25 protein-coding genes are annotated in these 26,255 nt (G+C 44.0%); 3 read left to right on the top strand and 22 right to left on the bottom strand.

All coding sequences use genetic code 11. From position 1 onward, the window contains the following. Positions 1-33 precede the first annotated feature (33 nt). The 9 genes from I2483_RS05820 to I2483_RS05780 form a co-directional block, all read right to left on the bottom strand. Entirely contained in the window at positions 34-960 is a 927-nt protein-coding gene (locus tag I2483_RS05820) for a DMT family transporter (protein WP_207174365.1), read from the bottom strand. A gap of 608 nt (positions 961-1,568) precedes the next feature. Then, the gene (locus I2483_RS05815) at positions 1,569-3,173 is read right to left on the bottom strand and encodes a gamma-glutamyltransferase family protein (RefSeq protein ID WP_207174363.1); all 1,605 of its coding nucleotides are present in this window, start codon (positions 3,171-3,173) and stop codon (positions 1,569-1,571) included. 394 nt (positions 3,174-3,567) lie between these two features. Beyond that, positions 3,568-4,554, bottom strand: coding sequence for a nuclease-related domain-containing protein (locus I2483_RS05810; RefSeq protein WP_207174361.1), 987 nt, complete (start codon positions 4,552-4,554; stop codon positions 3,568-3,570). 607 nt (positions 4,555-5,161) lie between these two features. Continuing rightward, positions 5,162-6,322 (bottom strand): polysaccharide deacetylase family protein, encoded by a 1,161-nt coding sequence (locus I2483_RS19630; protein WP_207174359.1) that lies wholly within the window; start codon positions 6,320-6,322, stop codon positions 5,162-5,164. Between the two features lie 98 nt (positions 6,323-6,420). Next, on the bottom strand, positions 6,421-7,038 hold the full coding sequence (locus tag I2483_RS05800) for a 3'-5' exonuclease (RefSeq protein WP_207174358.1): 618 nt from the start codon (positions 7,036-7,038) through the stop codon (positions 6,421-6,423). Between the two features lie 240 nt (positions 7,039-7,278). After that, positions 7,279-8,577 (bottom strand): permuted SH3 domain-containing protein, encoded by a 1,299-nt coding sequence (locus I2483_RS05795; protein ID WP_207174357.1) that lies wholly within the window; start codon positions 8,575-8,577, stop codon positions 7,279-7,281. Further along, a complete protein-coding gene (locus I2483_RS05790) occupies positions 8,570-9,265 on the bottom strand; it encodes a hypothetical protein (protein WP_207174356.1) in 696 nt (231 codons plus the stop codon). Before I2483_RS05790 ends, I2483_RS05795 begins: the two co-directional genes overlap by 8 nt. A gap of 806 nt (positions 9,266-10,071) precedes the next feature. Further along, a complete protein-coding gene (locus I2483_RS05785) occupies positions 10,072-10,527 on the bottom strand; it encodes a transcriptional regulator (RefSeq protein ID WP_207174354.1) in 456 nt (151 codons plus the stop codon). 114 nt (positions 10,528-10,641) lie between these two features. Continuing rightward, positions 10,642-10,986, bottom strand: a complete 345-nt coding sequence (locus I2483_RS05780) for a hypothetical protein (RefSeq protein WP_207174352.1) — start codon at positions 10,984-10,986, stop codon at positions 10,642-10,644. A 148-nt stretch (positions 10,987-11,134) separates the two neighbouring features. Between I2483_RS05780 and I2483_RS05775 the strand changes: the two genes are divergently transcribed. After that, entirely contained in the window at positions 11,135-12,715 is a 1,581-nt protein-coding gene (locus tag I2483_RS05775; protein ID WP_207174351.1) for an SWIM zinc finger family protein, read from the top strand. Then, positions 12,712-15,453, top strand: coding sequence for a DEAD/DEAH box helicase (locus tag I2483_RS05770; RefSeq protein ID WP_207174350.1), 2,742 nt, complete (start codon positions 12,712-12,714; stop codon positions 15,451-15,453). The genes I2483_RS05775 and I2483_RS05770 overlap by 4 nt, the downstream gene beginning before the upstream one ends. 72 nt (positions 15,454-15,525) lie before the next feature. Here I2483_RS05770 and I2483_RS05765 read toward each other — a convergent pair whose 3' ends face one another. Next, on the bottom strand, positions 15,526-15,687 hold the full coding sequence (locus I2483_RS05765; RefSeq protein ID WP_207174349.1) for a hypothetical protein: 162 nt from the start codon (positions 15,685-15,687) through the stop codon (positions 15,526-15,528). A gap of 369 nt (positions 15,688-16,056) precedes the next feature. After that, positions 16,057-16,497: a single-stranded DNA-binding protein gene (locus tag I2483_RS05760; protein WP_207174348.1), complete on the bottom strand. Its 441-nt coding sequence runs from the start codon at positions 16,495-16,497 to the stop codon at positions 16,057-16,059. A gap of 272 nt (positions 16,498-16,769) precedes the next feature. On the opposite strand from I2483_RS05760, the gene I2483_RS05755 reads away from it, so the two are divergent. Then, entirely contained in the window at positions 16,770-17,213 is a 444-nt protein-coding gene (locus I2483_RS05755; protein WP_207174347.1) for a YwpF family protein, read from the top strand. Between the two features lie 189 nt (positions 17,214-17,402). On the opposite strand, the gene I2483_RS05750 is transcribed toward I2483_RS05755, so the two are convergent. The 11 genes from I2483_RS05750 to murA all read right to left on the bottom strand — a co-directional run bounded on the left by I2483_RS05750 (position 17,403) and on the right by murA (position 25,995). Continuing rightward, positions 17,403-17,741, bottom strand: a complete 339-nt coding sequence (locus I2483_RS05750; RefSeq protein WP_207174346.1) for a hypothetical protein — start codon at positions 17,739-17,741, stop codon at positions 17,403-17,405. 96 nt (positions 17,742-17,837) lie between these two features. Then, positions 17,838-18,224, bottom strand: coding sequence for a hypothetical protein (locus I2483_RS05745; protein ID WP_207174345.1), 387 nt, complete (start codon positions 18,222-18,224; stop codon positions 17,838-17,840). Between the two features lie 85 nt (positions 18,225-18,309). Continuing rightward, complete coding sequence (gene fabZ, locus I2483_RS05740; RefSeq protein ID WP_186667881.1) at positions 18,310-18,756, bottom strand: 3-hydroxyacyl-ACP dehydratase FabZ; 447 nt, start codon at positions 18,754-18,756, stop codon at positions 18,310-18,312. 51 nt (positions 18,757-18,807) lie between these two features. Continuing rightward, on the bottom strand, positions 18,808-19,134 hold the full coding sequence (locus tag I2483_RS05735) for a DNA-directed RNA polymerase subunit beta (protein WP_207174343.1): 327 nt from the start codon (positions 19,132-19,134) through the stop codon (positions 18,808-18,810). 112 nt (positions 19,135-19,246) lie between these two features. Continuing rightward, on the bottom strand, positions 19,247-20,083 hold the full coding sequence (locus I2483_RS05730) for a flagellar hook-basal body protein (protein WP_207174341.1): 837 nt from the start codon (positions 20,081-20,083) through the stop codon (positions 19,247-19,249). A gap of 30 nt (positions 20,084-20,113) precedes the next feature. Beyond that, positions 20,114-20,953 (bottom strand): flagellar hook-basal body protein, encoded by an 840-nt coding sequence (locus I2483_RS05725; protein ID WP_207174339.1) that lies wholly within the window; start codon positions 20,951-20,953, stop codon positions 20,114-20,116. Positions 20,954-20,997: 44 nt separating this feature from the next. Further along, a complete protein-coding gene (mreB, locus tag I2483_RS05720; protein WP_207174337.1) occupies positions 20,998-21,990 on the bottom strand; it encodes a rod shape-determining protein in 993 nt (330 codons plus the stop codon). 448 nt (positions 21,991-22,438) lie between these two features. Then, complete coding sequence (locus tag I2483_RS05715) at positions 22,439-22,708, bottom strand: sporulation transcriptional regulator SpoIIID (RefSeq protein WP_186667887.1); 270 nt, start codon at positions 22,706-22,708, stop codon at positions 22,439-22,441. 175 nt (positions 22,709-22,883) lie between these two features. Beyond that, positions 22,884-23,543 carry a M23 family metallopeptidase gene (locus tag I2483_RS05710; protein WP_207174335.1) on the bottom strand — a complete coding sequence of 220 codons (660 nt, stop codon included), beginning with the start codon at positions 23,541-23,543 and terminating at the stop codon, positions 22,884-22,886. A 10-nt stretch (positions 23,544-23,553) separates the two neighbouring features. Continuing rightward, positions 23,554-24,522: a stage II sporulation protein D gene (gene spoIID / locus I2483_RS05705; protein ID WP_207174333.1), complete on the bottom strand. Its 969-nt coding sequence runs from the start codon at positions 24,520-24,522 to the stop codon at positions 23,554-23,556. A 174-nt stretch (positions 24,523-24,696) separates the two neighbouring features. Then, complete coding sequence (murA, locus tag I2483_RS05700) at positions 24,697-25,995, bottom strand: UDP-N-acetylglucosamine 1-carboxyvinyltransferase (RefSeq protein WP_207174331.1); 1,299 nt, start codon at positions 25,993-25,995, stop codon at positions 24,697-24,699. Positions 25,996-26,255: the final 260 nt, after the last annotated feature.

Here is a 26,255-nt window from a genome sequence, read left to right as displayed (position 1 = left end):
GTTTTTGCGATAGTTCACAACATGATTGTGGAACTAAACTATGTTTTTATCAATCTTCTCAACGTTGCGCGCATGACGTTTTTTCCATAGATCTTCTGCGGCGCCAGATCCTAGTATAACGCCGGCGATGATGAGGACTAGGCCGATGAGATGGCGATAAGTGATGATTTCGCCGAGGAACAGGGCTGAGCCAGCCAAGGAGAACATGGTGTTGAAATTGATAAAGATAGCGGCTTTGGATGGGCCGACTTTTCCGACGGAGTAGTTGTAGAGCATGTGTCCAACGGCTGTGCCGATGATCCCACTTGCTGCGAATCCGAGCCAAAACAGGGGTGGTACTGTGGCGAATGCTTTGATTTCGCCGGGTTCTTGGATCAGGCTGATGATGAATAATACAGCACTACCGACGACCATCATATAAGCGGTCATGATACGCGGATCAAGCGTTTTGGCTGCTTTGGCGATGACTAGGAATGATAGCACTTGTGCCGCGATTGATAGGAATACGAAGACGTCGCCAAGTGCGAGACCGCCGAGTCCCCCACCAGCGAGGACGACGGAGCTAACGCCGATTAGACCGATTATGAAGCCGAGCCATTGCACTTTTGATGGCGAGTTACGCATGATCAAAGAAACTGATATTGCTGTCAGGACGGGACCTAGGCCAAGAATAAGTCCTGCGTTTGTACCGGATGTGCGGAAAAGTCCCATGTTCAGGAAATAGTGATGGAGGACGACGTTGAGCATTGCTCCTCCTATTATGTATTTCCATTCTTTTTTCGTTGGTAGACGAAGCATTTTGAATGCCGCCAGGATGATGAATACTGCTATTCCTGCGAGCAGGATCCGGAATGTTGTCATGGTGACTGGTCCGACGTATGTGAGCAGGTATTTGAGGAGTGGCAGATTGAATCCCCAGATGAGCATTGCGGTGGTGAGGAGTGCGTATATTTTCCACATGGGCTATTCCCTCCTTTGGTATGGTGATTTGATGATTGGGTGGTAGTTCGAAACGTTGCTGGGTTAGTTGGCAACGTTTTGTTCGAAGTTAGCAACGTATTACGTGGACTTCGAAACGGTTTAGTCTAAGTTAACAACGTATGCCGGGGTCTTCGAAACGGTTTAATCTAAGTAAAACAACATATGCTGGTGACTTCGAAACATTTTTGTCGAAGTTAGCAACGTTTGCTGGATACTTCGAAACGCTTTAATCTAAGTTCACAACGTACGCCGGATTCTTCGAAACACTTTAGTCTAAGTTCACAACGTACGCCGGATTCTTCGAAACACTTTAGTCTAAGTTCACAACGTACGCCGCCGACTTCGAAACGGTTTCGCCTAAGTTAACAACGTACGCTGGATTCTTCGAAACACTTTAGTCTAAGTTAGCAACGTACGCCGGATACTTCGAAACACTTTAGTCTAAGTTAACAACGTACGCCGGATTCTTCGAAACACTCTAGTCTAAGTAAAACAACGTATGCCTAGTACTAGGCAACGTTGTTTTTTGTTGGGCACGATGATGTTTAAGTATACACCTTTTTAGGAGATGACGGTTCGATGAAAGTCTACCAGACGGCGATTGCTCCGTCTGTCCTTGATTCGGTGCCGCCTGATAGGACGCCGGTTTCGGGATTGCGCCAGATGATTTGGCCACGGCCGAATGAGCCGGTGTCTAGGGTTGGCTGGATTTGGTGGCCGAGTCTTACTAGTGCTTGGGCGAGATGGTTCGGGAAGCCCGGTTCAACGTGGACTAGATTGTCTTTTATCCACTGCCAACGCGGTGCGTCGAGGGCTGCTTGTGGATTTAGTTTGTAATCGATAGTGTTAATGGCTACTTGGAAATGGCCTTGCGGTTGCATGTAACCTCCCATGATGCCGAATGGTCCTACTGCCTGGCCATTTTTTGTTAGGAAGCCTGGGATGATGGTGTGAAATGTGCGTTTGCCTGGTTTTAAAGCGTTCGGGTGATTCGGGTCTAGTGAAAAGTCGGCGCCGCGGTTTTGGAGCGCGATTCCTGTGCCGGGAATGACGATACCGGAGCCGAAGCCCATGTAATTTGATTGGATGAAGGATACCATGTTGCCTTCCCCGTCTGCGGTCGCTAAGTAAACTGTGCCGCCTTTTGGTAGTTCATATGGTTCTGGGTGTGTGGCGGTTGCTGCGATTTTGGCGGCACGTTGTTGTGCGTATGCTTTAGATAGTAGGTGTTCGGGTTTAATTGGCATAGCTGATGGTTCGGTAATAAATGCTTGTCCATCTGTGAACGCAAGTTTCATAGACTCAATTTGTTCGTGAAGCGATTGCGTGTCGTGCGGCACTGGGCTATTCATTTCCGCTAGGATGTTGAGTGCCATGAGTGCTATCATGCCTTGGCCATTTGGTGGAATTTCGTGAACGTCGTAGCCGCGGTAGTTTGTTGAGACGGGTTCTACCCATTCCGTTTGGTAGTTTGCCAGGTCGGATTTTGTGAGATAACCGCCGTGTTGTTGCATGAAGGCGTCGATTTTGTCGGCGAGTTCCCCTGTGTAGAAGGATTCTGCGTTTGATGCCCCAATGGATTTAAGTGTGGCGGCGTGATCCGGTGATTTCCATAGTTCGCCGATTTCTGGTGCTCTGCCGTCGGGTGCGAATGTCGTGAACCATGCGTCGAATTCTTCAGTTGTAAATGAAGTGCGGTATTTTTTGTAGGCGGCGCTCCAGTATTTTCCGAGAATCGGCGTGAGCGGGTAGCCTTCTTCGGCGTAGCGGATAGCTGGTTCGAGTGATTCTTTTAATGGAAGTTTGCCGAATTTGCGTGCGAGTTCCGCCCAGGCAGCTGGTACACCAGGGACTGTGATTGGTGTCAGGCCGTGGACAGGCATTTTGTCGTGGCCTTGTGCTTTTACGGCGTCAATTGTGAGAGCTTGCGGCGCTGGACCTGATGCGTTGAGGCCGTGCAGTTTGTTATTAACCCAGATGAGTGCAAATGCGTCGCCGCCGATGCCATTTGAAGTTGGTTCGACGACGGTAAGTGCGGCGGCTGTTGCGATTGCCGCGTCAATTGCGTTGCCTCCCCTTCGCATGATTTCAATGCCAGCTTGCGCGGCGAGTGGCTGTGATGTTGCGACCATGCCGTTTTTTGCGAAGACGGTGTGGCGCGTTGATGGATGTGGGTTATATAGGTAGTCCATTGGTGGTTCCCCCTTTGGTGTTGGATTGTTCTGTGAGTTCATTATACTGGAGATGGAGGTGTTTAGGGAGGCGAAGTTTTTTGGGGGGATGTTGATATATGCTCGATTACTTGGGAGATATGATCGTTTGGCCGGCGATATGCTCGGTTACGTGGGAGATTTGATCGCCTGCCTGGGGATATGCTCGGTTACGTGGGAGATTGGATCGCTTGCCCGGGGATATGCTCGGTTATATGGGAGATTTGATCGCTTGCCCGGCGATATGCTCGGTTACGTGGGAGATTGGATCGCTTGCCTGGAGATATGCTCGGGCGAGTGCGATTTATGATTGGTTGCTAGTTTGAAGACTGTTATAATACCGGGGTTTGCTAGTTTTATTGATGGAAAAAACGCTTCAATGTTCACGAAGCGCTGACTCATGCTTATTTATTTTTTCATTCATGACATAGAAACTACCTTTCCCCTTCCCTTTGTGTGATAGTCCAGATCGAGCAAGGAATCTCGTTGTTACTTGTCGATCATTAAGCAACATGAAACTTCTGAATTCCTTATTGGTTATTCGATTGCCAATGAGACACATCCAATCTGCAAGTGCCTCAATATGACATTCTAATCCGGTGTGATTACACGTCTGGCACGCCCATTTTCTATGCTTCCATTGCATCCCTCTGGTGTTGCATGCCGGACAAATGACTCCGGGTAAAATATCGATTGGGGATATATTCATCAATCTGGTTAATGGGAAAGGATCATATTCTTGATGGTTATTTCTTAATTCGAATGCCAATTTCCGTATGGTATCTTTGCTTATAATTTCTTTATCGACGGATAAGGAATACAAATAAGTGGGAGCTTCATTGGTGAATGTGATTTTAGTTTCCGGAACAGTTTCCAAGATTAACTCATTGGTGAATGCGAAAGCAACGAGCCCGCTAATCGGTATTTCGATTTTCCTATGCTTGAGCCATTCAATGAGAAATAATTGCTTGCGCTCGAGCTCAGCTATGGGGTTGCTCAACACTTTTCTTTCTCCTGCAGAGGATTCTTGGATAAACTGTGTGGGGTTTGATTTTACAATGATTTTTCCAGCAATGTTTTTCACCTCGATAATAAGAATGAAAGTTGGCGTGATAAGAACAGAATCCATTTGGAAATAAACACCGTTCTGTTTCAGACAGATATCATGCAGGATAGCGTGTGGATACAGTGGTTTGAATTCTAATAAATGTTTGTCAAAGTGTTGCTCCCCACTATAGCCTGCTTTTCGAATTCGAAAGTCCTCTCTAACTCTTTGCATTTCGATATGTGACGGCTGTAATCGGGGCATTAATGCACTTAATCCAATTAGTTTTTTCGGCATTGATCTTTTTTTATAAATCAATTTTCCATCACCTCAATAAAATGATATCAGAAGAGTTTGTGTGTTTATATACTTTTCACCAAAGTCGAATTATGAATTTGTTAAACAGTGGAATAATTGATATTTGATAGGGTTTTCCGCTTCATATTTGAGATTTGAATGTTTATTGTTTGGGGTTTCAGATCTATGCAATTGATTTGAATCTGCTTTTGGCCGAGGCCAAAAGCTTCCTTACTAATTGGTTTATGATCGCCTGCCAGGGGATATGATCGTTTGGCGACGGTTTATGATCGCTCGTTCGGGCATATGCTCGCGTGGCGACGGTTTACGATCGCTCGCTTGGGTTTATGCTCGTTTGCCCAGGGATATGCTCGCGTGGCAACGGTTTATGATCGTTTGCTTGGGTTTATGCTCGCTTGCCCAGGGATATGCTCGCGTGGCGACGGTTTACGATCGTTTGCTTGGGTTTATGCTCGCTTGCCCAGGGATATGCTCGCGTGGCGACGGTTTACGATCGTTCTTCCGGGGATATGCTCGCGCGGCGACGGTTTATGATCGCTTGCCCGGGGATTTGATCGTTCTCCATTTCATCCCACACAAAAACCGCCTACAAGAGGCGGTTTTCTAGTTACAATGTGATATCGCTTAAGAAGTTTTGGATGATGTGGTGCTCGGGTTCGTATGTTTTGATGGTATAGCCTTCTTTTTGTAACCATTCGATAATTTCTGGTAAGGCTTTTGATGTTTGACTGCGGTCATGTAGCAGGACGATAATGTTATGGTCGCCGGATTTGTTGGCTTTATCAACACCGTCACGGACATTTTTGACGATTTTATCAGCTTCTTTGTCGGTATATTTCCAGTCATTGGAGTCGACATCCCAGTCCCACATTTTATAGTCATTTTGGTTGAGCTGCTTTTTCATGGCTGGTGTGACGTGTGGTTTACTGCCGTATGGGACACGGATTAGTTTAGCATCGTTGCCGGTCATTTTGTTGATGAGTTTGGCTCCTTCGTTCATTTCATCGATGAATGATTTTGTGGATTTATATACTTGGTCTTTGTCGTGTGTCATGCTGTGCGTGCCGATGTAGTGGCCGTCGCCGGCAACTGTTTTAACGATTTTTTCGTTGTTTTTCATGTGTTTTCCTAGGAAGAAGAATGTACCTTGGACGTTGTATTTTTTTAGTGTTGCGTTGTTAATTGTTGTGAATTTATTGGGGCCGTCATCAAAGGTCAAGTAAACAGTTGTGGCGGATTTCGTGCTGGGTTTTGTCGGCTTAACTGGTGGTTTGACTTGCTGTTTTTTGTCCAACAATTGTTTAACCTGTTTTTCGTAATCCGCGTGGCTCATATGCTCGTAGTCATCACGATAAATACGCAGCGTCTGTAGTTTTTGGATGTATTCTACTTTGAAGCCCGTTTCTCTGGCGATGTATTTTGCACTGATGTAGAGCGTGCCATTGACGTCGACAATTGGGGACCAATTTAGTTCTACGCCGTCTTTCGATGATAGTTTCGTCGATTCGTCGTAGCTGATTACGATGCCACGTTTACGAAGATAGGTTACGCCTTTTTCTTGTTCTACTGGAATGTAGAGAACTTTTGTGATTTCGCTAAGCGGGACCTTCATATCATTGTCGATGACCCGGACGTCTTTAAAGTCCAATAATCGATCATGAAGCCCTATGTAATGTGTTGGCTCATTTTCTGCGGCCTCACCTATCGTTGTACCGAAAAACACGCTTAAAACTGCCGCCATACAGATTGCCCACATATTTTTCCCCACCTCGATTTCCCCCTTTCCATCCGCTTATTTACCTGCCTTGATCATCGTAAAAGTCTTCCACCAATCAAAGCCGACTTAGTAGATTATGCGAGCGTTTATTAAAAATGCTTTTGTACACAATATTGATAAATGGCCGCTGTCGCTAGGCAATCGCCAATGGCATCGTGGGCGTCATGTTCGAGCTGCAAAAACTCGGTCAATGTCGTCAGTTTGTGGTTCGGAGCTTCGGTGATCTTTTTTCTAGCAAGTTTGACGGTGTCGATGACGATATACTCAGGAATGCTTATGCCATCGATGTTGTCGAGTGTATAAAGGAAACCCATATCAAACGATGCATTGTGAGCAATGATTGGTAAATCTCCAATAAATTCGAGCAGTTCTTCAATTTTTTGCTCGATACTTGGTGCCCATTCGACCATTTCGTTTGAAATGCCTGTGAGTCGTGTAATTACCTCTGGGATATGTCGGAAGGGATTGATGAATGTATTGAACATATCTTTCACTTCATGATTCACATACTTGATGGCGCCAATTTGAATGATTTTATCAGCACCGGCACGCAAACCCGTCGTTTCAAAATCGAGTACAATATAGTCTTCCACTAATTTGGATGATGATTTATATTTCTTATCTTTTGCGGCTCTTCTTGCTCCCCAGTTTTGTTGCTTCGGTTTCTTTTCAAGTAATTCCATTGCTTTTACATTCCAGTTTCCCATGGATTCACTTCCTTTTTCAGGTATTTTAACGTTGTTTAGTAGTAATTCCTCTTAACAGTTGAATACCCTTTTTTTCAGCGCTTAATCTTTATTATTTATCAAAAAAAAAGAAGCTCAGTGAGCCCCTTTTTTTAATTATTAGCTGATAGCGACGAAGTTACCTGCGCCAGTTGCTGTGGAAGTATTGATAACAACGAAGCTACCCGACTGGAATCAGACGGCAGCCTATTTTTTTCGATTTTATCGTATAAGTATATATTTCACGTAATTTCTCCATCCGAATGCTCTCCATTGTTTTTTGGAAGGCAAATCTTTTGGCAATGACATAAATACCCTAGGCGCATTTCCGTAATTTACAAGTGCAGGTTCATAGATAACTACATCTCCAAGTTTAAGACCTTGCGATACGACTGCTCGGGTTTCCCAAGTGAACGGTGTAGCAATACCCACTTGCTCGACACGCCCTTCATTGTCAATTATCCACACAAACGCCGTTTCTTTGTATAAGTCATGAAGCCATTTTTCTTTCACTGAAATGGCATCCAATGCTTCATTAACAATAACGATTGCATTGACATTTGTTCCAAACGGTACCGATTGATCAATAGCATCTCCCAAAATTCGTACTTCATGATACGAAAGTGGGTTCTTCACTTCAGTTTCGTCGAGTACTTTGTAGGCTTGGATCCACTCATTGTCGATTGCAGGTGCCTGGGAAACAGAAAGAACAGTTCCTTCTACCACGTTTTCGACGCCATTCCCTTGGATTAAGACCTGGTCGCCACTTTCAATTTTATGCCACTCGTCATTTTTCGCATATGTGACAATCACTTTTTGAGAGCTAAAAATATCGACTGAAAGCGTGGAACCCGTACGAGTTACTTTAGAAACCACTCCATCAACAGGGCTGATTAGTGCAGGTCTTCCTGGATTTTGCGCTAATTGCGCTTCAACAACTGTTTGCTTTCGTTCGATTTCGGAAAGTTCCTGTTCAGCCGCTGCGATGGCCTGTGCAAATGATCCGTCCTGCTTCACATCTACTTGGACATCAACATTCAGTCCAACTTCTACCTTTGTGTCGGTTGTGTTATCCGACACATTGTCTTTGCGTTTCACATTCGAAGAACTATCCGATTGAGCTTCTTGTCGCTCAGACTCAAGACCCGATAGCATGCTTCGAACGGATGATGTCTGTTGTTGAAGAGCCTCGAGTTCGGCTTCCCATACTGCGCGCTGGCCTTCTGCACGTTCTGTTTGTAGAATGGCGATTTCATCCCCAACTGTCACGGGGTCGCCTTCTTTAACTAGCCATGAATCTACCGTATCGTCATTACCCACATATACTGTATAGGTTTCTTCGGGTGCAACAATGCCTTCTTTTGCAAGTTCCTCCCGGTGATTACTGCTTGTCATACGTTCATAGCGTTCGACATATACTGATTTGGTAATGACGCTTTTATCGGAAAATAGCAGATAAAAATTCACTGCTAAAAATGCACTGATTGCAACAGCGACAGCAATATTCGTCACTTTATTCACTACCAACACCCCCTTCTACAAAGGAATGGAACAAGCTTTCCAGTGGAATAAATCCAACAGCCGCTACTATGAGTGCCATTGCTACGTGGATTCCTATGAGTATCAAGATAAACCTTTTTCGCTCGATTTTGCCAGTATACGCGCGGATAAACCGAGATTGAAGTGCAATGATAAGTGCAGTTGTCACTGTTAGTTGATTGAGGAATAGGATGATAAACCAAGAATCAAGAAATGTAAGCGCAAGCGGTCCAAATGATAGGAACGACACACTTGTTGTTGCACCTTTCATCATAAACACAAGAAGGACAACCGCTTTTTCGAGCAATAGAATACCCGTCACGAGTAGTTGTAAGGGTAATAACTTTTTAAACGGAATTGCCGTCAATAGGCTTAATATGTATGCAAAACCAAAGAAATGAAATGCCATATACATGAGTGCCCATATGAGTGCTCCAACTACCGACACATATCGTGCAATCGTGTAATCAGTTGTGGTCATTGTGGACAGGAGTGCTGTAATTGACTCTGTATTCATTCCCCACAAATCACGAATGGCGAATAAAAGAACACCGAAAAAAGCTACGATTAACACACGTTTTTTGAAGCCGCGCATCCAAGAATTTTCAAGTTGGTTTGCCAACTGATGTGGATTCGTCAAGAAGTGCCAAAACTTAAAGTCAAAAAACATACGGGTAATCCCTTTCTGCTCACTATTGCTGAATTTGATGAAGTCGCCTTAACATCCTGCAGGCGCAATTACGCCGAAGCGTTATTGATCTACTATGATTACTTTAGCAAAAATTGAGAGATTTGCAATGTTTGGATGCTAGTAAACCGTGTTTTTCTTCTATTTTCCTTATTCAATGGAATATAGAAACATATAAAACATGTTTATTAAGTTCACTTTTTGTCCATCCTTCTAAAAGGAAAGCAGCTTAAGTGCGCGACGTCCTGTCGCAACAGCTGCATGACCTACATCCTGTAGGCCCGCGCCTGGAGCTAGACACTATACTAATTCAAAAAAACTATACTTTCTTCTAAAATGGCACGATTCGTTGGGAAATGAATACCGGCTTATTTCCCGGGAAATCGACAAATGGGCAGATAATTATGAATATAGAGGAAACTCATGCATTGACATGGAATGACTTTCTGTTTAGTTTGACAGGTTCCACCATTTTAATTGTGGCTCTTCACTTCATTACGGGACTATATAAGTAGCAGACACATTACAAATAAAATGTATACCTACCTAAACTGAGCGAAGGCGCCTTTCAAGGGGTAGCCGCAGCGAATTCATTGGGATTCTTTATTTCAACATATATAGTTCATTCTAAATAAGTAGTGCCGAATATATATGTAAAATATATATGGAAATTTATACGACCGTGGCAGCTATGTAGGCTTTCGTTTGGATCATCTATAAGGGATAAGGACAATAAAAAAACACCTACCGTTAACCTACAACGACAGGTGTTTGTTAAGTTTGACTTTTCAATTTTGCTGCAGTCCTTCCGTCAGTTCATTGAACATTTGTATGTTGTCTGTTTCGAGTGCAAAATCAATCATGCGTAATCTGTTATCGGCTTCTAGTAGTTCAACGATACCCGCTGCTTCTAGCGTTACAACTTCTGGCGTCTCTGCTTCCATTTCCAGCCCCATCGTTCCTTCAAGAATAGTCGTCAAATGGATATGAAGATCCGAGATAAGGAGCAATTGGTAGAGCGGTAATCGAATAAATCGGCTCCCCCGTTGGAAAACAAATACTTCCCCGAGGTTTTCAACTTGCAAACTCTTGGTATTAATGACGATTTCTTTTCCCTCTGATGGGATGAATTGAAATACGTCCCCCCCTTTAAGAATGGAAAAGTATTGATAAGCAAACACTAGTCGGAGATGAAAATCTTCTTGACTCGTGAAAAATGGAGTCATTCGTTGAACTGATAGCATCTTTCTCCCTCCCAATATTGAATATTCTGATTGTTATTAGTTTATCACAACTGTAGCTAGTTTGTGAACAGTTTCAACAAATTATTATTATAGTATGCTAATCATCTATATTTGTTACTGAAAAGCATAATTCCTTTTTGGCCTTTCCATTACAAATGACATCTTTCTTGGTTCAAAATTCAATTGTAGTGATGATAACCATTCATTTACATCTCGAGGACAAACCCTGTTTCTCATGAATACAATTTTGTTATGCCTAAAGTCGAGCATCACAAACTGAAATTCCATCATGCCGAATGCCACCGAACGAAAATACAATTTACGTTCCACCGGTTCATAGATGATATGATTAATGGTGCGCGTACTCGTGCATGATAACGGAGTGATACTTTCTTGAAATTCTTTTTTATAATAAAACTGAGACTCCAAATTAGGTACATATAGAACAAGTTTCTCCAATTCCTCACCCCTTCTTCAATTTTTTTAACGAATATGCTCTACTTTGATCCATAAACAAACAAAAGAACAAGATATGGAATAACTTCATTTCCGCTCTCTAGAGAAAAGCGGTATAATAGAAGGAATGCTTTTCTTAGGGAGTGGTCCGATGAATATGACTGTCGAACGTGTATCCTACTTGCACGAAAATGAAATAAATGAATTTATGAATACAATTAAACTTGCCCTACGACCAGATATAGAGTCCAATGCACTGGTAATCAGACGCGCTGTGGCTCTTGTCAGAAATGGTGCCACCAATTCCTATAGATACGCGCCATCTGAAGAAGCAGTAATAGCGACTCTCCTTGGCGTAGATTCAGTAAACGTTCGCCTTTCTTTCAACAACGTGGATGCGAAATGTACGTGCGGATACGCTGGCTGGTGTTCGCACCGGATTGCAGTCGTATTTCATCTTTATTCACAACACCATTCTTTGAGCGATTGGCTCCACGAATGGCGCAGAACTGAATCTGAGCAGATGGCACTATCCATTTCAGAGCGTACCCCAGATGCGTGGATTGACGTCCTGACACGCTTAACTCGACCGCTTCGTATCATTGACATAGCGGAAAATCCAGGAGTATTCATCCATGAATCTTCTATAATTGATCAAAAAGCTACTCCGCTTATTCCGTTTGAATATGAATGGAAACCTCTTTTTGAACTCTATTATCGATTACATGTACTGGATGCCGGATGGACGTATGTAAAAGGTCATCTCGGCGGTGAACCAACTTCCTTTTTCTACGGGAAGTGGTATGTGCAAAACTGGTTAACGGAACAGCTTGGAAAGCTGAATGATAGCGTCAACGCAATCGGTGCAAAACCGAAATTGTTTGAAGCAGATGCTTTCCATGAACGAGTGAAAGATCTCGTTCGTACATTTGCCCTTGGGAATTCTGGACTTTTCCATGAGAGATTCCAGGTCTATCGCCTTTTTTGGCAGCAACTATTTCCGTTTCGAGCCGCTCGGGACACTGAATTAACGATTCTCACGAATGAAAAATCGGAGGAAGCACGCGTTTTCATTGCCTTTTTCCATTTGATTCAAGGAGAGCATGATGAGTTAGCAGAACTTGTTACACATGTGACAGCTGCTAATGTCGCTACATGGCTACCGCTTGCAAAACTAGCGGAAAATAATGATGAAACTGAGGCCCTAGCTATTATTATGCACGCCTTGTTGCCCTTCATCGGCGATTATGTAAGCGAATCGGTTTTACTTTCATCTCGTCCTGCTTTCGTGCGGGACATCGATGGTTTATTCGAAGCGGCAGATTTCTCAGAAGAATTACGCGAAAGCTTGTTTGCTCAATATGGGGAACCCGGCATCGATGTTTATGCTGACTTTTTAGTTGAACGTGAACGGTTCGGCGAATGGGCGGCTCTCATGCATAGATACGGTGTTTCTTATGACGGTGCTGAAGCTGGCGGCTTAAAAGTGGCATTGGCTTCGGATCCATCAGCCGTCTTGCCTTTACTCCATACGTTTGCCATGGGTTTCATCAAAGAAAAGAACCGTCACAGTTATCGGCGTGCCGTTAAATTGTTTAAACAAATGAAAACTGGTTCGAAGAAAAGTGGAAAAGCTGATTTCTGGAATCAATATATCGATACAGTGCGTGAAAAAAACCGCAGACTACGCGCATTGATGGAAGAAATGGAGAAAGGGAATTTGAACTTATGACCGGAACATTCACGTTGAACCGCCTTTTTCGCATGAGCATCCGCTTGATGGAAGACGGACTATTTTCCATCGCCGCTGAAGATAGCAAAGGGGTGACAGTCGCTCCAGATGAGCTCGTTTCCTTCCTGTTCTTCAACAATGAGCGTGCACTGTACGGACTTCTTGCGAATATGGATGACGAAGTTGCTTATTTACAGGCAGACCAATTGCTACAAGTTTTTTCTGTTATGCATCCCTATGTTACGTTCGTAGGACTGACGGATGAAGACGATACTCAGCTTGCTTCCATTCGTGAGGCAACTAGCGCCTGGACAGACCCTAATCTATGGAATTATGCAGAAGTAGCCGGCAATACGATTCGTTTTAACGGTGACAAAGCGGGCATATCAGAAGGGGCTGCAACTGTTATCAGCCAAGCAGTTAGTAGCAAGCTTGCCGCATCTGCTATCAATCCCGATTTGCTAGCCTCACTGCTACCCCATTTACAGATGTATGGCTGGCCAGGCGAATCCGCTTCCACAATGCCAATCAGTGTTGCTTTCCGCTTAACTGAACCAGAAGCTGAGACAGATACGGAATGGCTTCTTGAAACGGTTATTATCGGTGAACGCGGTGCGCATTGGACGCCTGCCGCCCGGAAAGTGAATGCACCTGCCGCTGATGCCCTCCCGGCTAAATGGAAACCATACGCAGATGACGTTGTGAAAAAGCAATCCGAAATGACATCCTTCCTCGGCTCTGTGGATCTGGCTTCAAGCGAAAGCTTTTTGTCCACACCAATGTCTGATCCGGAAGTACGAACATTTATTAAAGAGGATCTTCCGCTACTGCAATCGTTCGGCTATCCGGTCATCCTGCCTGCATGGTTGAAATCAGTGACAGAATCGAAAATGCGTATTCGAACGAACGCGGGTATACAATCGTATAAATCGGCTACTGGCTTGGATGAAGTGCTATCTTTCGATTGGAATTTCTCACTTGCTGGTAACCCAATTGACCGAGATTCATTCCGTAAGCTCGTCGATGAAAATCGTGAATACATCCGCTCTGGTGACGAATGGTTCCATATCGACCCCCTTTGGCTCAGAAAAATTCGTGATCTAATGGATCGCGCGGATGCCGGTGAGTGGACGGTTAAAGACCTACTCTTCCAAGACGTGCCGGAAGAGATTGTTCCTCTTGAAGAGGATGAAGATATCGATGACCCACTTTTTGCTTTCACGATGCACCAATCACTTCGGGGCTATATGGAAATGCTGGCCGACAAAAAAGGACTTCCTACAGCTGGTATTTCAAAAGATTTAGTTGCTGAACTTCGGCCATACCAGGAAGACGGCTATAACTGGCTTATCTTTTTGCGTGATAATCATTTTGGCGCATGCCTTGCCGATGATATGGGATTAGGTAAGACCATTCAGCTCATTACCTATTTACTGAATATCCACGCGAGACCTGATACAGATTCACCGTCACTTATCGTTTGTCCGACAAGTGTTCTTGGAAACTGGCAGAAAGAGATTGAACGGTTTGCACCGATACTTTCTGTCTATACACATTACGGACCGCTGCGTGCAAAAGACGAAAGCTTTAAAGAACTAATGGCCCAACTGAAGCCAGACGTAGTTCTTACAACATACGGTACTGCTTCACAGGATGGCGAGATGCTAGCAGAAACGGAATTTGCCAGCATTACACTCGACGAAGCGCAAAACATTAAGAACATGCAAACAAAACAGTCCCGTGTCATCCGAAAACTACGCGGCAAGCACCATATCGCACTAACCGGTACACCGATTGAGAACCGGTTATCAGAGCTGTGGGCGATTTTCGACTTTATCCACAAAGGGTATTTCGGCAGTTTCCGCAAGTTCACGGATAACTTCATCATCCCGATTGAACGTGATGACTCTGAAGCGGATAAGCGGAAGCTACGAGCAAAAATTCGTCCATTCCTGTTACGCAGAACGAAGAGTGATCCTGATTTACAGCTCAATCTTCCGCAAAAACTTGAGCAAAATGAATATTGTCCTTTAACGACTGAACAAGCTGCCTTATATGAAAGTTTCCTTGAAGAAACGAAATTCAAGTTGCAGACACTTACCGGTTTTGAAAAGAAGGGCCTAATTTTAAAAATGCTTAGCCGATTAAAACAACTCTGTAACCATCCAGCCTTATTCTTGAAAGAGCCGCCCGCTTCAGCAACACAATTGCTATCTAGATCCAATAAACTAGACCTAATTGTGTCAATGGCAGCTGAAATCGCTTCTAATAAGGAGCAATGCCTGATTTTCACGCAATACATTGGCATGGGGCAACTAATCCGGCAATGTTTGTCTGAACTTCATGGAATCGATGTGCCATTCTTGACGGGTAGTATGCCAAAAGGGCAACGTGACCGGCTTGTCGAGGCTTTCCAAGAAGGCGAATTCCCTATTTTCATCTTATCGTTAAAAGCAGGCGGAACTGGATTGAACTTAACTGGCGCAAACCACGTATTGCATGCTGATAGATGGTGGAATCCTGCCGTCGAAAATCAGGCTACTGACCGTGCATATCGCATAGGCCAGACGAAATTCGTCCACGTCCATAAGTTTGTGACGATTGGAACGATTGAAGAAAAAATCGACAAGATGCTTGTCGAGAAAGCCGCATTGTCCGCGGATCTTATTCAATCAAGTCAATGGCTGTCCGATTTATCCGATTCGGAACTGGACGATTTGTTATCGTTTGACAACTAAATTTATGTTTATAGAAGACTCCAGAGCCGTCAGTGGCACTGGGGTCTTCTTACTTGCCATTGTCGAATCCCCTTACACACGTTTAGCAAGCGGAATAATATGTACAGCTCCGAGTTTTTTCTTCCTTTCTAGGTCCTCAATTCGATTCAGGCGATTGTTCTGATTGGCTACAATACTGATTAATTGTTCGATTTGCATTTCCATCCGTTTCACATCCTTTTCAATTGTAGTCATGTTCCGCACCCCCTTCTTTTCCTAATCCGCTTGTGTGGATCCCGTTGACGGAAGCAGTCTCCGTTCCCGGGATCCTCATTTGCGTTTTTTGACGTAAGATATCCGACCCCATCGGATATTAGCGATACATTACCCATATTTTCCGCGCGAACAGATGCCCCTGAGCATCTGTTCGCAATACTTTTATCTCACTCAAACCGAACATGGGCAGAACCCCTTCTGTTGACATGTTCGGACATTTCTATTCCTCACATTTGCTTACTACCTATCCATTTTCAGTTGTCGGTACGGCCCCGGTTCGTCGTCCGGCTGGCGGGTCCACTCCTTTTCTCTACAATTCCCCGGCTTTTTATGTATCTTTGAGCCTGGTTAAAAAATCGGTAATCCTTCTGTTTCACGGTTGGGCAGATTGAAATGCTCAGCATCGCTTTTTTCCTTTGTCGGTAGCGCCATGCTACCTACCTGTTCACTATACAAGTTATCATTGGTGCGTTGTTTCGTTAATATGAATCGTATATCCTCCCCAATCACCTCTGTAACATAGACTCTACTCTTGTCTTCACGTTCGTAGGACCTAGACTGAATGCGCCCGCCAACGCCGATCAAAGATCCTTTACCGCAATGTTTGGCGGTATTCTCCGCCGCCTTTCCCCACAGCGTACATAGTACAAAGTCTGTCTCCACTTCTCCTTTTTGGCTTTTAAAATTGCGGTTCACGGCAAGTACAAAGCTTGTTTGCACCCTTCCTTCAGATACCCTTCTCAGAATTGGATCTTTTGTGATACGTCCAACCAGCGCAACTTGATTCAATCAATTTCCTCCTCTCTCGTTTATTAATTTCATCTTACTTGATTCGTTCAAATTTATGCAATATCACATATTTCAATTTTCAGTCTATTTTCCGCTATAAAACCCCTACTTCGGCTATCTATAAAATTGTATTTTTCAACACAAATCGCGTAACCGTAGGCCGTATTTGAATTTATCCAAATCACGGATAATTTAATTTTTGAATGTTTTAAGTTGGTCGCTGAAATTTCTGCCTATGGTATAATAAAAGGAAAAGATTGAGGTGGATACCGATGAAAACATTCAAAATGTTGTCTGTCGGAATATTACACGAAGAGCGCATGCAGGATTTCCCTCTTATCGACGGAATAATAATCAACCAAGAAAACAGTCACCGTATGTGGATATTGGAGATGTTCATTGATAAGGGACATCAATCCACCTTTGAAAAGTGGATGGCTGATGAAAAATTACTGGAAGCGAAAGTTGTTATTTCTTATCCTGAAAATGAGCCAGCTGCTTTCCGCGTTGCTGTCAAAGGAGTAAAGCTGATTGGCGATAATGTCTCCGTCTTAATGAAAGGCCGCTTAAAACGAGCACGCTCACAGTATGCAGAACAGCTGTTAGAAGAATTGATTGACGAGGGAATGGGTGGCGCTGATTTGCTGCAGCGGTTCGAGTCTGATATGCGATCACGCCCACGTTTGAAGAAGGATAAAGAAAAACAGGATGAATGATTTCCCGCTGCCTAGATTACAGTGGCCTACAGGATGTAGTTCACGCAGTCGTTTCCGCAGGACGCGGCGACTTTAGACTACCTTCCTTTTGTGACGCACTTAAGCTGCGTTCCTTGAACAGGCGCTTCCGCTTTTGCAAATAAAAAAACCGCCTCTAATGTTACGAGGCGGTTTTCGCGCGGCTTGCGGTTAACGATTGTTTCCGTTCATTTTGTTCTGATCGAGATTTTTGTCGATGATGACTTCGTTCGGTGTATTCGTTTTTTCATCAATAATGACTCCTTCATTCGGAGTTGTTACATTTCCATTATTAATGACTCCGTTGTCCACACCAGTGCCTCTCTCGTTCTCGAGACCATCCATATTCGGTCCAGTTTGCCCATTTTTCACATCAGGCGTTAAGTCCCTCGTTCGATCCTCCACTTTTTCCATTGGAGTTTCGTTGTTCTTTGGTACCGTACCGTTGTTTGCACAAGCTGTAAGTACGAGTCCTGACATAAGAACAAGTGGTATCGCTTTTTTGAACATGAATAGATTCCTCCTCTCCACAAGCCGTCTATCACACAAACCTGTATGATACTTCGTAGCTTTGCCCGAAACGAGGAAACTATCCATTTTTCTTTTTTACGCTTCTAAATATTTTTTAAGCAATGTGTCAATGTATACCGCTTCAGCTTTACAGTCATACTCAAAATGCGTATCAAGTTCTTCCTGCATACTTTGGATTGCCACAATCTGTTCTTCAGATGGCGGTTCACTGAGGATACGGGCGATGATTTCATTGATACGCTGCGCTAGATCTTCATGGAATTCTGGATCAATTTTCATCTCTTCTGGAATTGTTGAATACCAAAGCGCTTTTACAGTAATATATTCACGCCAGCTGGCGATATAATCATCGATACTGAAATTTTCACCGGACCATTCAATATCGCTCATGTATTGTTCGAAGGTCTGTGTGATGGACCTCGTAATGCTACTTTTTAAATTTGGAGAAAGATCTTTAAACATACTGATTTGTTACCTCCCACTTTAGAAGTGCATTGTAACCGCACCGTAATGACCATTGTAACTAATTTTCAAGGCGTTCGCAAATTTAATTCCCATTTTTTGAAACAATAGGACCTAGGGCAAACGTGATTTCTGTTTCACATGCTATTTCTCCGTCAACCGTTGCGATGGCTTTTCCTTTACCTATCGTACCGCGAAGTCGTGTGATTTCCACTTCCAGTTTTAGCGTATCGCCTGGCGTCACTTGCCGTTTGAAGCGACAATTGTCAATACCAGCAAAAAAGGCAAGACGTCCTTTATTTTCTTCTTTTTGCAATAGGGCGACGGCACCGACTTGCGCAAGTGCTTCCACAATAAGTACGCCTGGCATAACCGGATAGCCTGGGAAATGTCCGTTGAAGAAATCTTCATTGATTGTCACATTTTTTATACCAACTGCTCGTTTTCCTTCTTCGACCTCAAGAATTCGATCTACCATAAGAAATGGGTAACGGTGCGGCAAAATCGCCTGTATCTGTTCTGCTGTTAGCATAGCCATCCTCCTGACATTTCACTATTTTTCCCATAAAGATAAAAGAGTCTTTTACAACTCTTTCCCATTAATGATATCCATAATATGCATCCATGTTTCTTTCTTAAAGACATCACTCGAATCCCCATCGCCAATACTGCTGTAGCCTACCAAGGCCCCAAGATAAGCTGCCCCAGCTAGAAGCAAGAGAACAAGTATCACACGAAGCCAAATTGGAAGGATACGAATTTGGACCCATAATTGCCTTTTCGGTGGAGTATCCGCTGCCGACTTATTTTGCCGTCCGCGTTCTTTACGAGTAGACCTAATTAAAGGCGGGGCGCTATCCTTTTTCGTTGACTCATTCGAATTCAAGTCGTTTCTTTTTTCATCTGTCATATTCAGTACTCCCTAATTGTCCAGTCTTCAGATATCTACCGGTTGCAGGTAGACTACCCTCTTCGCCTGTCTCATACACTTCAGAGCCGAACGATACTATTTTATTAATTACTTATCGAATGCCGTTAATCAGACCGAGCATCTGGTCCGCAAGTGTCACTGCCCGCGCATTAAATTGATAATTACGCTGCACACTAATAAGATCCGTCATCTCTTTCTGTGAGTTGACGTTAGACGCTTCGAGCGCCTGACCTTCCATTCCTATTACATTTCGTGCAGCACCTTGCAGCTCAGTTAAAACCTGTTGTTGTGTGACACCAAGATCTGCCAAGTTTTCAGGCAATGCAAAGTTTGTTGCGGATAAACGCTGCATCAAGTTGGGTCGTTCCATCACTGTCACAGCAAGTTCAATCGTTTGCGTTGTCCCGTCTGCGTTTGTCAGTTGCAAATTCCCACCTGATTTTACTGTGTAATTTTTGACATTATCGGAAAATGTGACTGGCAATCCCGCACTGTTTGCAACGGGATAGCCATCACCATTAACAAGCATCACTTGTCCGTTTGCTACTGGAGAAACGTAGAAATTCCCTTGACGTGTATAGACAGTTTGCTCCCCACCACCGTCAGGCATGAGTACGTTGAAATACTGTTTTGGTGTCGTCAGTGCAAAATCAAGTTCACGGCCCGTCATTTGCAATGAACCCGCTTTCCAATTCATCTGTGATTGACCAAGTACAGCTCCCGACCCGTAGCGGATACCGATGGGTGATTGACGCGGCGCAGTGTCTGCTTTGTCATTATTGAATTGTTGTACCAACATTTCTTGGAATTTAGCATCGCTCGCTTTATAGCCATGCGTCGAAATGTTCGCGAGATTATTCCCAATTATATCCATTTGACTTTGCAATTGACTCAGTGTATTTGTTGCTGTCGTCATTGTGCGTATCATGCATACCGGCTCCTTTCGAATGGCGTGTCATTAGTTGACGCGACCGACTTCTGTTACCGCTTTTTCCATGCTGCGGTCATAGGCTTGAAGTATTTTTTGATTGGCCTCGAATGCACGGTACGCAGTAAGCATGTCCGTCATCGTTCGTGCTGCATCGACGTTGGAACCTTCGAGATAACCTTGCTGCATCGAATAAGTGACGCCTGCCATGCCGTTTGCAGCTGTAAGGTTTTCGCCGCCTTCTGTCACGAACATGCCATCTCCTTGCTTGAGAAGCATGTCAGGGCGCTGAGCGAATGAAATACCGAGTGTTGCGACGGCCGTGTTGCCTTCCATAATTACACCTTCATCCGTTACACGGAAATCATCATTTTGCAAGGCAATCCGTTGCCCGTTATTATCAAGAACATAGGCGCCACCTGCACTGGTCAAAAATCCACTTGGATCAAGTGTGAAGCTGCCGTTCTTCGTATATTGTTCGCTTCCACCTTCATTTTCAAGTCTAAAGAAGATGGCACCTTGAGTTCCTGTTTCTACATCAATCGGTAAGCGGCCGTCAACCAGTGCGATATCGGTCGTCAGCTCAGTTTCGCGCAATTGTCCCTGCGTGAATAATGGCAGCGTCTCCTGCATGTAAACACCCGTCGAAACTGAACCTACTGGAGATAAACCCTTCATTTGAAAGCCGTTTTCTGTTGGTATTTTTGCCGTGTTAATACTCGACATATACATTTCTGGAAATGAACGAATCACGGATTGCTCTGCCTTGTAGCCTGGCGTGTTGGCATTGGCCATATTATTCGCCAGCATTTCAGTTCTGCGTTGCTGTGCAATCATCCCTGAGCCGACTGTGTAAAATCCACGGAACATATGTCCACCTCCTCGTCCTTCAAAATTGCTGTTGGTAACGATTCCTAACGATTCGAGATCTTGTCCATATTCTCCAATAAAATGCCTGTCCCAATTGCAACACAATCGAGTGGATTATCTGAAATGAATACAGGTACTTTCAATTCATCAGCGAGTAATTGGTCGATGCCGTGCAATAACGCACCGCCCCCAGTAAGAAATACGCCACGATCGATAATGTCAGCAGACAATTCAGGGGGTGTTTTTTCTAGGACACTTTTCGCTGCATGCACAATCATATAGACTGATTCTTTCAGTGCTATAGCGATTTCATCTGAATGGATTGTAACTGTGCGGGGAAGTCCCGAAACCATGTCACGTCCCCTTATGTCCACATGTTCTTTTCGACTGCCTGGGAAAACCGTCCCCACATTGAATTTAATATTTTCTGCTGTCCGTTCTCCGATAAGCAATTTATAATGGTGTTTAATATAGTGTGTAATATCGTTATCAAAAGTATCCCCAGCTACAGTGATAGAACGTGATGTAACGATGTCTCCCATCGATAAAACAGCGACATCCGTTGTACCCCCACCGATATCGACAACCATGTTACCGCTCGGTTGGAAAATATCCATTCCAGCTCCGATTGCTGCAACTTTCGGTTCTTCTTCAAGGTAAATTTTCTTGCCGCCCGATTTTTCAGCTGCTTGTCGAATGGCTTTCTGTTCGACGCTCGTAATATTTGTTGGACAACAGATAAGTATTCTAGGTTTTGATAAAAACCCTTTAACATCCAATTTATTAATGAAGTGACTAAGCATAGCTTCCGTTACGTCAAAATCAGCGATAACCCCGTCTTTCATAGGTCTAATCGCAATGATATTGGCGGGTGTCCTACCAACCATTTGTCTTGCTTCTTCTCCGACTGCCAGTACTTTATTCGTATTTTTATCAATCGCCACTACTGAGGGTTCGTTTAGAACAATTCCTTTTCCCTTAACGTGTATTAAAACGTTGGCCGTTCCGAGGTCGATCCCAATATCTTTTGCAAACATTGTTTCAGTTTCCCCTTCCACCCGTATCATTGGATATTCCCGTGTATGTATATGCTTCTAACTAATCATTTTACCATAGTTAACTGGCAATGAATATACTTTAGAACTGATTTGAGGGAAAGAACTACTAGAAAAGCGGAAGGCGCCGCCCAGACGCGACAGGCACTTCAGACTTCAAGAAAAAGGCGTTCTTTGCCTTTATCTTGAAGTCTGAAGTGACCCAAGCGTTTGGCGCCTGGAGCCTAGACAACATGAAAAGCGGATGCGCCTGGTCTGAGGAACGCAGCTTAAGTGCGCCACTTCCTGTGGCAATAGCTGCGTGACCTACATCCTGTAGGCCCGCGGCAGGCATAAGACGGCCTGACTTATGACCCTAGCCTCTAGGCGCTGAAGCCTAGACAACACGAAAAAGGCGTATCGCAACGAGTCTGCGATACGCCTTTCATCCCTAACTGGTTCCTACTTTTTTCGTTTCGTTCATCCATTTTACCCTAGTCGCCTCGCCGCCCCGTAAATGTCTGACAGACTTATGATAGGCAAGTATCTTTGCGACTTCTTCAGACAGTGCCACATCGACGTTAGGCAAACGTTCTGTCAAATCTTTGTGGACCGTGCTTTTCGAATAGCCTGTCGCTTTTGCTAACGCCCGTACGGTAAGTCCAGTTTCCAGCAACATTTTTCCGAGGCGCACGCATCGCCTCCGTATTTGCTCGTGCACGCCCTCTTCCTTTCGTATCAGGTCCGTATCTTCCTCTATCTTATGCGATTAATAGGCTTGATATGCGGGCGGGCGTTGAGGCAACGGTTGTTTAGTTGGCGTGCGGTTATGATCGGTTTTATCAAAAAAAAAAGCCACTCCGGATTGATTCGGAAATGGCTTGGAACGTACGTTTTTAAAATGCAAGATATGTGCGCGGATTGACGGCTACTTCATCTTTTTGTACTTCGAAATTAAGGTGGATACCGACTTTACTATTCCAATCGTTTTCCGCAGCGGTGGCGAGCACTTGACCCTGGTCCACCTCTTCACCTTTTTTAACGAGAATACCTGAGACAGATCGATAGATTGTTTTCAACCCATCAGCATGAGAAAGTATGATTTCATCACCTTTAAATGGGTCTAGCACGACATCCTCCACTGTACCACTTAACGAAGCGACGACTTCGAATGCCTTGCCTTGTACTGAAATAGTTATGCCTGTGTTCGTAACATAATGCTGGTCGAATACTAGCATTGCACTTTCACGCATGGCTGCATCTGCATTTACATCATAATAATCTTGCAGAATGGCCACGTCATCCAGGAGTGCTTCAGCGAATGGGAATTTGAGCGTCTCCTTTGCTGCGTTCGTCTTGATTGTCAATCCCTCTTCAGGGTCCTTCCCTGCAACGTCTGCAAGTCCTGGGGCATCATCTTTCATGAATGCATTATAACCCCAGATCATGCCAACGAAGACGATTGCGATACCGGAATAGACTATTGGCCAAAACCAGCTTTTTGTCTTTGCACTTTTGTTCTTCTGAGAAGGGGCTTTCGGTTTTTCTTCTCGCATTGTCATCACCTCACTCGCTATTATTTGCAAGTGAAGGAGTTTTTAAACATTGGGAATCAAGTAATGTAAACTTTTTTATTTGCGTGCCTGTGTAATAGTGTAAAAGAATATTTTCAGCTGTCCATCCTTTCTGAGCATACGCCTCTGCTCCATATTGACTCATGCCAACGCCGTGGCCATATCCTGTCGTTGTTACATGTACGATTTTATTTGTCACATCAAATGCGATATCAAAGTCCGTTGATGCTAGTCCCAATAATTCACGCACTTCCCTGCCGCTCGCTTGGAATCCAGAAGTTACAACTTTTTGGACACGACCTGTTGGATTGCGCACAAGTTGTAATGATCTGAAGCTATCGGCATCCCACTTGCCGCCGATTGTTTTATTCCATTTTGCAAGCGTCATTTCGGCTGTTCGTTTTACTTTTGCCTCAACGTCCCCCTCCCCGGGACTCTCCACACTTTGTAGATAGGGGATATCATTGCCACTAAAGTTCTGTGCTGTCTCAGTCTTCCCATTAGATGTGGAAAAAAACATCGCCGATATCATTTTGTCTTGATAAACAATGGTATCTCCCACAGTCGCTTCCACTGCTGCTCGCACTTTCTTTTCATTACGCTTAAACTCTTTCCCCCATCGCTCTTTCCGTTTCGCTTCTGAAGAATAGACTTGTGCAGAAACATCAGTAGCAATTGGTTTTTCGCCGTTAGCCGTTGTCTGGAGTGCGTATGTACGGGCCGCAATTGCTTGAGCTTTTAGCGCCTCTTTATGGAACGTGGCAGGCATCTCAGCTGCAACGACCCCTACTACATACTCCTCAAGCGAGATTGGCTTGTCCGAACCGGCAATAGTGATGTCGACGGGGCAGAGTTCTACTTTCTGTTCTCCGGGTTCTTTGACTTTTTCAGGCGCCTGTCTCAATACAAAAGGGATGAAAAATAGGAGTATGATGAATAATGCTGTTAGTAGTTTGTCCATGATTAATTATATGAATCATATTGGGTTTTATTCCTGCTTTTTTGGACATACTAGCAAAAGTGCAGGAGGCCATCTGAGTGCTTACCGTCTTGCCAAAGAAATTACATAAAATGAGATGCGAAAAAGGCCGTAGTCGATTCTCTACAGCCTTTTCCAGATACGTATTGAATTTGATTAAACCAGTTGTGCTGATTTTTCCGTTTGCATTTCCGGTGAAACACGGACGATATCTGCTCCAAGAGCCGCAAGTTTTCCGTGGAAATTTACATATCCGCGGTCAAGATGCTCCAGTTCAGTAACGCGTGTTACGCCTTCCGCTACAAGTCCTGCAAGAATTAGGGCTGCAGCTGCACGAAGATCCGTAGCCGCCACTTCAGCGCCTTGAAGTTTAGATGGTCCTGAAATAATAACCGACCGACCTTCAATTTTAACAGAAGCATTCATACGCCTGAATTCCTCAACGTGCATAAAACGATTTTCAAAAACAGTTTCAGTTAAAATACCAGTGCCCGTCGAAGTTAGCATAAGCGCCATCATTTGGGACTGCATATCTGTCGGGAAGCCTGGATGTGGCATTGTTTTCAAGTCTACGGATTTTAAAGGAAGTTGTGCAGTAACACGAACTCCTTCATCTAAATCTGTAATGACGACGCCCATTTCACCCAATTTGGAAATAAGCGCAGCATTATGCTCAGGTACAGCATTTTCAATGATGACATCGCCACCTGTAATTGCTGCTGCTACCATGAAAGTACCTGTTTCGATACGATCGGGTATAATATGATGAATTGTACCATGTAATTTATTGACGCCTTCGATTCGGATATTGTCCGTACCAGCACCAACAACTTTACCGCCCATTTCATTAATAAAATTGGCAAGGTCTACGATTTCAGGTTCTTTCGCTGCGTTTTCAATGATTGTCGTTCCTATAGCCAATGCCGCTGCAGTCATGATATTTTCAGTCGCACCAACACTTGGGAAATCGAGATAAATCTTAGCACCCTTCAAACCGTTTTCTGCTTTTGCTTCAACGTGTCCGTGGCCAAATGTAATTTCTGCTCCCATCGCTTCGAAGCCTTTTAAATGTTGGTCAATTGGACGTGATCCGATTGCACAACCACCTGGAAGTGCAACGCGTGCGAAGCCATTACGCGCAAGAAGTGGACCCATGACAAGAATAGATGCACGCATTTTCCGTACATATTCGAACTGCGCTTCACTTGAAAGCGTACCAGAAGAATCAATAATGACTTCATTCAATTTCGGCGTGTAGTCAACTTTCGCATTTAAACTTTTCAGTACTTGGTTTATTGTCCCAACGTCTGATAGATTTGGAACGTCACGAATTACGTTTACACCTTCAGATGCTAGAAGTGCAGCCGCCAATATTGGTAATACTGCATTTTTAGCGCCTTCGACACGGACGTTTCCCTTAAGAACACGTCCACCGTTGATAATTATTTTATCCAAAACAAGTCCCTCCGACTCCTATGTTGTAGCCAAACATGTTGTAGTTATATATTATTTTTTGCAAAAGATTTATCATCAAAACATATACTATTCTACAGTGCCCTTGCTTTTTAAACAAGTAACGTCTGGTCTATTTTTCCGACTAAGCGCCAAGTAGTTTATACTATGTGCACTAATCCCGTCTTGTGTCAAAATGTCTCCCCGCTTGTCAATTAAGTTCCCCATAATTAGTCATAACAAACCTTATTTAAACACAAATT

The sequence above is a fragment of the Sporosarcina sp. E16_3 genome, assembly GCF_017347125.1.
In the GTDB taxonomy this organism is placed as follows: Bacteria; Bacillota; Bacilli; order Bacillales_A; family Planococcaceae; genus Sporosarcina.
This window is presented reverse-complemented; position numbering and strand designations above follow the sequence as displayed.

Coding starts and splice junctions, on each gene's coding strand:
- I2483_RS05735 (WP_207174343.1), bottom strand. CDS start 19,134: ATGACAGATGAAAAAAGAAACGACTTGAATTCGAATGAGTCAACGAAA.
- I2483_RS05775 (WP_207174351.1), top strand. CDS start 11,135: ATGAATATGACTGTCGAACGTGTATCCTACTTGCACGAAAATGAAATA.
- I2483_RS05800 (WP_207174358.1), bottom strand. CDS start 7,038: ATGGGAAACTGGAATGTAAAAGCAATGGAATTACTTGAAAAGAAACCG.
- I2483_RS05745 (WP_207174345.1), bottom strand. CDS start 18,224: ATGTTTAAAGATCTTTCTCCAAATTTAAAAAGTAGCATTACGAGGTCC.
- mreB (WP_207174337.1), bottom strand. CDS start 21,990: ATGTTTGCAAAAGATATTGGGATCGACCTCGGAACGGCCAACGTTTTA.
- I2483_RS05710 (WP_207174335.1), bottom strand. CDS start 23,543: ATGCGAGAAGAAAAACCGAAAGCCCCTTCTCAGAAGAACAAAAGTGCA.
- fabZ (WP_186667881.1), bottom strand. CDS start 18,756: ATGCTAACAGCAGAACAGATACAGGCGATTTTGCCGCACCGTTACCCA.
- I2483_RS05750 (WP_207174346.1), bottom strand. CDS start 17,741: ATGTTCAAAAAAGCGATACCACTTGTTCTTATGTCAGGACTCGTACTT.
- I2483_RS05815 (WP_207174363.1), bottom strand. CDS start 3,173: ATGGACTACCTATATAACCCACATCCATCAACGCGCCACACCGTCTTC.
- I2483_RS05755 (WP_207174347.1), top strand. CDS start 16,770: ATGAAAACATTCAAAATGTTGTCTGTCGGAATATTACACGAAGAGCGC.
- I2483_RS05725 (WP_207174339.1), bottom strand. CDS start 20,953: ATGTTCCGTGGATTTTACACAGTCGGCTCAGGGATGATTGCACAGCAA.
- I2483_RS05770 (WP_207174350.1), top strand. CDS start 12,712: ATGACCGGAACATTCACGTTGAACCGCCTTTTTCGCATGAGCATCCGC.
- spoIID (WP_207174333.1), bottom strand. CDS start 24,522: ATGGACAAACTACTAACAGCATTATTCATCATACTCCTATTTTTCATC.
- I2483_RS05820 (WP_207174365.1), bottom strand. CDS start 960: ATGTGGAAAATATACGCACTCCTCACCACCGCAATGCTCATCTGGGGA.
- I2483_RS05765 (WP_207174349.1), bottom strand. CDS start 15,687: ATGACTACAATTGAAAAGGATGTGAAACGGATGGAAATGCAAATCGAA.
- I2483_RS05790 (WP_207174356.1), bottom strand. CDS start 9,265: ATGTTTTTTGACTTTAAGTTTTGGCACTTCTTGACGAATCCACATCAG.
- I2483_RS05785 (WP_207174354.1), bottom strand. CDS start 10,527: ATGCTATCAGTTCAACGAATGACTCCATTTTTCACGAGTCAAGAAGAT.
- I2483_RS05730 (WP_207174341.1), bottom strand. CDS start 20,083: ATGATACGCACAATGACGACAGCAACAAATACACTGAGTCAATTGCAA.